Genomic DNA, 7,104 nt, shown 5'->3' with positions numbered 1-7,104 from the left:
GAGTTATGCGGGAAGCTGGGTGATGACGGCCTGAGATAGGCGGCGTATCGAGGCGGGTGTCGAAGCCTGCCAGAACCTCTCAAGGAGAGCGATACGCCATGAACGAGACTAGCAACATTGTCCCGCTTCGTCAGCCCGACGCGATCGATGATCCACTGACCAATATCCTGCGCGCTGGTGCGCGGCAGCTTCTGGCGCAGGCTGTCGAGGTCGAAGTCGAGACCTTTCTTGCCACGGTGAAGGACTTGAAGCTTGCCGACGGACGCGCCCGTGTCGTGCGGCATGGCTACGGCCCGGCGCGGACGATCCAGACCGGCATCGGCCCGGTCGAGGTCGCGCGGGCGAAGATTCGCGACCGCGGGGCGGCCAGCGATGGCGAGCGGATCCGGTTCAGCTCGGCGATCCTGCCGTTGTGGGCACGGCGGACCAGAAGTCTGGATGCGCTGTTGCCGGTGCTCTATCTACGCGGCATCTCGACCGGCGATTTCCAGGAGGCGCTGACGGCCTTGCTGGGCAAGGAGGCGCCGAACCTGTCGCCCGCGGTGATTTCCCGGCTGACGGCCGAGTGGCAAGGCGAGTACGAGCGCTGGCAGAAGCGCGATCTGTCGGCGCGGCGATATGTGTACGTGTGGGCCGATGGCGTCTTCCTGCAGGCCCGCATGGAAGACCACGGCGAGTGCATGCTGGTGCTGATCGGCGCAACGCCAGAAGGCAGGAAGGAACTGATCGGCTTTCAGGTCGGCGTGCGGGAGAGCGCGCAGAGCTGGCGCGAGCTCCTGATCGACGTCAAGCAGCGCGGATTGCAGATCGCGCCCGAAATTGCCGTCGGCGACGGCGCACTCGGCTTCTGGAAGGCGCTTGACGAGGTCTTTCCCGGCACCCGGCACCAGCGCTGCTGGGTGCACAAGACCGTGAATGTCCTGGACAAGGTCCCTCTCTCGGTGCAGGCCACCATGAAGAAAGATTTGCGCGAGGTCTATTGGGCGCCGAGCCGGGCGTCCGCCGAAGCGGCGATCGACGTCTTCGCCGAGAAATACCGCGCCAAGTACGGCCGGGCGGTCGAATGTCTGATCAAGGATCGCGACGCGCTGCTGGCCTTCTACGACTTTCCTGCCGAACATTGGGATCACTTGCGCACGACCAATCCCATCGAGAGCGTGTTCGCCACCGTGCGGCACAGGACGGTGCGCACCAAGGGCTCGTTGTCGCCGACCACCGCCAAGCTGATGGTATTCAAACTGGTGATCGCCGCATCAAAGACCTGGCGGCGGCTCAAAGGCACAAATCAGTTGCCGAAGGTCATCGCAGGTGTCAGATTCAACGACGGCATCGAGGTCATCCAAATGCCGGCAACCCACGCCGCCTGATCACCTCGTCACCCAAAATCCCGCATAGCTCCTCTCGGCGACGATCCGCCGCTTTTCTTCCAATGTCCAACGGCGTCGAGCGTCCGTCGAGACCACTTCCAATCGGGAGACTTTCGAAATAGGCGTATGGTCAGTCATACGCCTATGTCTTCATCCTTCATCATACCGCGCAAGGCGGTCCTCGCCGGATCGATGCCCTCATGCAACGCCATCGTAGAGCTCGTCGTACCCGCGCGCATGTGTCAATCAGGCCGTCGTCGTATGCGTACATACCAACCACTCTTGGAGCCGCAACTTCCGGCTCGGAAGTTGGGGCTCCAAAAACCGAGCTGACGTTTACATCACAGGCAAATCAGATCATAAGTCGACATCACGTCCCATTCTTTCCAAGAGCAAGTTACCACTGCGAATTCTGGAAGAGCCAGAGTGCTGCGGCTAACCGACAACACTGACAGAAAGTGACAAGGACCTGTTGTCGCCGACAGATCAGTTTCGGGGGGAAGATCACATTCTTGGGGGGTGGGTCACCGCGGGTCGATATCAAAGACCTCTTGCTTTCGAAAAGCCATCTAATGTCACCGTCTAAATGCGTGGTCCAATAGAATGACCCTCGGGGATATCACTTTCTGTCGTTGCCCACCGTAAATATGCTTGGGCCTCGCTAAGAGACCACTTTATGATTCGTTAGCGTTTCGCTTATGAAAAAGGCCATTATTCCGCTCGCTTGTCTAAGAAGCCACGTAACATTGTGCAAGGACTGGCGGGGCCTGATCCGTCCTGTATTTATATCGTCTCATCATTCTAGCTATCACCACAACTACTTATTCTTCCATCACAAAGGCGAATTAAACAGCTTTCTCCTGTCTCTCTCACGATGTCATGGACCACCTGCAAATTCACACATACTGATGCTCGCACGATGAGCGCAGCGCTCTATAACGCCCAGACGAACTACACAGACTATAAGGGGCAGGCGGTTGAGCTCAAATACATCTATATGAGCAAGGTGGATGCAACAAATTCTGTGAGCGATGGGCGGTTGAGCGGAACCTATACCAGCTCGAGCCGGTCTCCGCATGCTGCGCCTTCCAATTTAGGGCCCTGGTTCATCGCTGTTGACAGCACCGCAAACCTGACCGGCCAGATCGAGGTGGTAGCATGGGGACGAGCGATAAGAGGATGATCGAAATCGCCGCGCATTGGCCTGGCGCTTTGGTGGTGTTGTGCATCTTTGTTGTTTCTGCATGTGTTTGTTTCCCCTGTAAGGTCTTTAATAGCGTATTTGCGCCCGTCATACGCTGCGGGCTTTCTGTAATGGTTTTATTATAAATAAGTCAGGTCAATTGATAACAATGAATGCTTGTGTTTGATTGTTGCCCTGCAACTAACGCGACTTTTTGCGCGAGTGATGGTCTCTTAAACCGAATCAATTTTTTTGAGATTACAATTCGTGAAATGAAGTCGAGATCCGTTTATTCCCGATAAGAGGGATAAAAGTCGGATCCTTTGTGTGGTTGGTCACTAAATTTGCCGAGATCGTCAAGACCGCGGCGCCATCGAAGATGGCCGGGGTCCACTGGCGGCGTCGGCCGAATGGGCCTGTAATGGATCAGTCGCGATCCACCTCGGTGCGCGGTTTCCAGGAACCGCGCCGATGATCGCAATCGACATCATGGCGCCGACAAACACGCGCCACCGCGCCGCCTGGTCGGCCGACCAAGGATTTGTCGAGCATGGCGTCGATGCCACGATCCGACGTCGCAAACATCCGGGAATCAGCGGCCTGTCCTCGCGGTTAACGTGAATTTCACGACACTTCATTTCAGCCGTGTCTATTGTAACCGCCACCCAGACTCCGTCGCACACCTTCACAATGAATTCCATGCCTGAACATCCGAACCCCAAGCGAGACGAGGTCGACGTGTCTAATGCACGACAAGCTCCGGGCCGCGAGGCTGAAGGGCTGAAGTTACCAAGTTCACCCTGCAGATTGGCAATTAAGCCGAAGAACGGAGAAGCAAGATGAGGGAATCCATTCGACCGTCGCTCGAACTGATCGAGCGACTGAAGAATGCGCAATTGAGGCACGCCAGTCGAATGGCGGCCGACTGCGCCCAGAGAAATTATTCGGACGATGACTACGACTATCTCCGCACCGCGTTGCGCCTCGCGGCTTACTTAGTCGACCTCGACCATGAACGCGACCTCGAGAAATTCGGTGAGTTGTTGAACGACACGAGCGAGCGCAGCGTCTTGATGAACTGCGGGTGCGACGGCATTTGCCACGAAATTTGGGCCACGAACGCGCCGTCATTGGCGCCAGACGAATGACAAGTTGTGGAATAGTGCATCCGACCTGGTTCAATTGGTCACCGGCTGCACGAGCTTGCGATCGGCTGAGCAATATCGCGGCCGCGCAGTCCAGGCTAAAATCTTCAAACGGTCCGCTGACTTTGAACGGAAGACGGAAATTATTCCCCTGAAGGGGGCATGATGAAGCTGATCGACCTCCTGCGCGGCGGGACCATGGACATCTTTACGACAGTCGACCGATCCCGCTGCGATCATGATCGTCACATCTGTGAAGCCGCGATCATGTGGTCGCCCTCACAGCCCGTAGCACATGGCAGCCGGCGCCCCCAGCCACTGCGAGAACCACCGCACCGCCGATCCCGATTTTGATCGAGTTCCGTAACTAACGCTTCCCCAGCGCCCGGCGTATACGACTCCGCCACGACCCGGCCTTGACCGCTTCGCTCCGCCGCCGCCCCGCTCGGACTTCAATATAGACCCGGGCGCGTGCTTCCGAGAACACCTGGAGGTGCTCTCTGTTGATCTATAGACATAAAAGGCTGCGATTAGTTCGCTGTGACCTGAGCCCCAAAGATCATCCAGCGATGGAAAGAATCCTTTGGTCATTTGAGCCTGTGTCGCTCGGTGATGCAACGGGATGGGACGCGGAGCCGTCGACACAGCGCAGCGTCCCGTCCCGTTGCATGTCGGGCGCTGTTAGCCTGGCGTAAGTTGATGGCGGCAGGTTGCCGATCCCGCTGTGCGGACGCACGGTGTTGTAATCGTCCTGCCATTCGGCAAGCAGCTCCCGAGCATGATCGAGTGACGAGAACTGTGTCTCGTCGTCGCGCAGTCTTCCATTGAAGCGTTCCACGAAGGCATTCTGCTGCGGCTTGCCCGGCGCGATGTAGTGCCACTTGATCCGGGTGAGATGCGACCAACGCAGGATGGCGATGCTGGTGAGCTCGGTCCCATTGTCGCTGACGATCATCGTTGGGCGGCCTCGTCAGGCGATCTCGCTGCTGATCCCATGCTTGCGGCAGACATCCCCCGTCTTCGAACCGGCTTCCTGCTCCCGCAGGATCGCATTGATCCGCTCTTCCGTGAACCTTGACTGCTTCATCTCCGTCCCCCTAAAGGTGACGGACTCTACCCATTTTTGGAGGAAGTTCAGGGGCTCAGGCCACAGCTCCTCCCGATATGCCGATTTGCTCCACTTGCCAGTCATCGTGCAGAATCCCCGCTGATTGGAAAATGTGTATGTCCGCGCTTCGGGAGAGCAGCCCTCAGATGGTGGGCGCAGCTGTTGCTGGCTCGAAGCGCTGCGGTCTCTTTCGATCCCTTCCCTGTCGTATCAACGCTGATGAGCCGTTAGGACGAGTTGATTCCTGTTGGTCTATAGAGACAGAAAGGGAGTGCGATCGGTTCGCAGGCGCGTCGAAACGTGGTCACATCGAAAATCTTGTTTTCGCACGCCTGGATGCAGGTGATGGCGCGAGTGCGATGAAGGGCTCCGAGCCCCAACGCTGCTCGAAAGTGATTGCCGCCGCATATTGCTGTCCCCAGTGAAGTCCGTTACATCTAGAGAGGGCACGATGCCCTTTGCGGAATATTATATTCCCTCAATTGTCATTATCATCATCATCATCAAGTCTAATCCAGGCAATTTGCCTCCGCAAAGGCCCCTTGCTGGAGCCAAAGGTGATTGAAACGAGCGCGTGCGATGCTGACTAAGAACGAGGGTTGGCTATTTAAGAGCCTGCGAGATCAGTTCCCCTTCAGGGTTTCTTTCCGCCTCCTATCTAATATCGTGCGCCTTTTGTCACCCGGGTGACAGGTTATCTCAAGACCAATGCCACCGAAGAGTCCGCTTATGAGGGCTCCGGCGCCTTTTCGACGGCCGGGCTATCGTATGCCGGATCTCGTCTTCGCAGTCGACGCAAACGGACTGGCAAGTTATCTAGACACTCAGCTAGTGGTTCATCACAGTGATTTTGACGTTTTGATACCGAGCCATCCGAGGATAGGCAACTTTTCGGGTGGCAAGAGGATCTCGATGCTTCGAGCGACGCCGGGCTGGCGACGAATGAACCCGTTGCGTTCGAGGGTGAGGATCATCTGGTGGACTGACGGCGGGCTGACGCGGAAATGCCGCTGGATGTCGGCCTCGGCGGGCGGCTGTCCGAACATGTACGAGTAGGTATGGATGAAAGCGAGATAGTGTCCCTGCTTCTCGGTGAAGTGCGCGCCTGATTTTTGACTCATAGCTGGATTCGTCCCGGCCTCCGACAAGGAGGCGAAGCATGAATGTACGTTATCGGGTCGAATTGAGCCAAGCCGAGCGGGACGAACTGACGGCAATGCTCGGCGGCGGCACGCATTCCGCCCGCAAACTCAAACGGGCTCAGATTGTGCTGGCGGCCGATTCAGGCAGCTGCGACGCGGAGATTGCCCGAACCGTCCGGGTCAGCCTTTCCACCGTCGGCCGGACCAAACGCCGTTTCGTAGAAGGCAATCTGGAGCGGGCCTTGAGTGAGGAGCCGCGTCCGGGCGCGGAACGCAAGCTGACAGGCAAGGAAGAGGCCCTGCTGGTGGCGACGGCATGCGCCAAGCCGCCCGCCGGCCGCAAACGCTGGACGCTGACATTGCTGGCCGACGCGATGGTCAAGCTCACCGATCACGCCAGCCTGTCGGGCGAGACCGTGCGCCGCCGGCTGGCCGACAACGACCTCAAGCCGTGGCGCCGGGATATGTGGTGCATTCCTCATGTCGACGGCGAATACGTCGCCCGGATGGAGGATGTGCTCGATCTCTACGCCGAGGCGCCGGATCCCGAGCGGCCCCTGGTTTGCTTCGACGAGACCCCAGTCCAGCTGATCGGCGAGGTACGCCAGCCGATCCCTGCCCAACCGGGACAGCGCGAGCGCTACGATTACGAATATCGCCGCAACGGTACCGTCAATCTCTTCGTCACCTTCGATCCGCATCGCGGCTGGCGCAATGTCAAGGTTACAGACCACCGCGCCGCGGTCGACTACGCGCACTGCATGCGCGAACTCGTCGACGTCCACTATCCCAATGCCGCCTGCATCCGTGTGGTGCAGGACAATCTGTCGATTCATACGGCCGGCGCGCTATATCAGGCATTTGCGCCTGCCGAGGCCCGTCGCATCCTGCGCCGCCTCGAGTTCCACTACACCCCGAAACACGCCAGCTGGCTCAATATGGTCGAGTGCGAGATCAGCGTGCTGCAGCGCCAGTGTCTCGGCCGTCGCATCGACGATCCCAAAAGGCTTCGAAAAGAAATCGCAGCATGGCAACGGCAGCGAAACAAGGCGCGAGACCGCATCAAATGGATGTTCACAACCGACAAAGCCCGCGCCAAACTCGGTCGCGCCTATCCAGTTGCCGCCAAAGAGTCAAAACCACTGTGATGAACCACTAG

General features: G+C 58.1%; 6 protein-coding genes and 2 pseudogenes. 4 read left to right on the top strand and 4 right to left on the bottom strand.

Annotated features, from left to right (window positions below):
* The first annotated feature begins 98 nt into the window (after positions 1-98).
* The 3 genes from AXW67_RS27860 (at position 99) to AXW67_RS27855 (ending at position 3,698) form a co-directional block, all read left to right on the top strand.
* Positions 99-1,367 (top strand): IS256 family transposase, encoded by a 1,269-nt coding sequence (locus tag AXW67_RS27860; RefSeq protein WP_063678926.1) that lies wholly within the window; start codon positions 99-101, stop codon positions 1,365-1,367.
* 1,654 nt (positions 1,368-3,021) lie between these two features.
* Positions 3,022-3,171 (top strand): hypothetical protein, encoded by a 150-nt coding sequence (locus AXW67_RS42875; protein WP_161491299.1) that lies wholly within the window; start codon positions 3,022-3,024, stop codon positions 3,169-3,171.
* Between the two features lie 218 nt (positions 3,172-3,389).
* Entirely contained in the window at positions 3,390-3,698 is a 309-nt protein-coding gene (locus AXW67_RS27855; RefSeq protein WP_063680478.1) for a hypothetical protein, read from the top strand.
* 30 nt (positions 3,699-3,728) lie between these two features.
* Here AXW67_RS27855 and tnpB read toward each other — a convergent pair whose 3' ends face one another.
* The 4 genes and pseudogenes from tnpB to AXW67_RS27840 form a co-directional block, all read right to left on the bottom strand.
* On the bottom strand, positions 3,729-3,935 hold the full coding sequence (gene tnpB / locus AXW67_RS45100; protein ID WP_082908069.1) for an IS66 family insertion sequence element accessory protein TnpB: 207 nt from the start codon (positions 3,933-3,935) through the stop codon (positions 3,729-3,731).
* A 448-nt stretch (positions 3,936-4,383) separates the two neighbouring features.
* Positions 4,384-4,665 (bottom strand): annotated as a pseudogene (locus tag AXW67_RS45095) (integrase core domain-containing protein); the annotation flags it as partial.
* A gap of 9 nt (positions 4,666-4,674) precedes the next feature.
* A pseudogene (locus AXW67_RS45090) lies at positions 4,675-4,782 on the bottom strand (transposase); the annotation flags it as partial.
* A gap of 860 nt (positions 4,783-5,642) precedes the next feature.
* Positions 5,643-5,924 (bottom strand): LexA family protein, encoded by a 282-nt coding sequence (locus tag AXW67_RS27840; protein WP_063675745.1) that lies wholly within the window; start codon positions 5,922-5,924, stop codon positions 5,643-5,645.
* A gap of 38 nt (positions 5,925-5,962) precedes the next feature.
* Between AXW67_RS27840 and AXW67_RS27835 the strand changes: the two genes are divergently transcribed.
* On the top strand, positions 5,963-7,093 hold the full coding sequence (locus AXW67_RS27835; RefSeq protein WP_063675747.1) for an IS630 family transposase: 1,131 nt from the start codon (positions 5,963-5,965) through the stop codon (positions 7,091-7,093).
* The last annotated feature ends 11 nt before the right edge of the window (positions 7,094-7,104 follow it).

Source organism: Bradyrhizobium neotropicale (assembly GCF_001641695.1).
Taxonomy (GTDB): domain Bacteria; phylum Pseudomonadota; class Alphaproteobacteria; order Rhizobiales; family Xanthobacteraceae; genus Bradyrhizobium; species Bradyrhizobium neotropicale.
The sequence above is the reverse complement of the archived record's forward strand: the minus strand, read 5'-3'. Positions and strand labels throughout refer to the sequence as shown.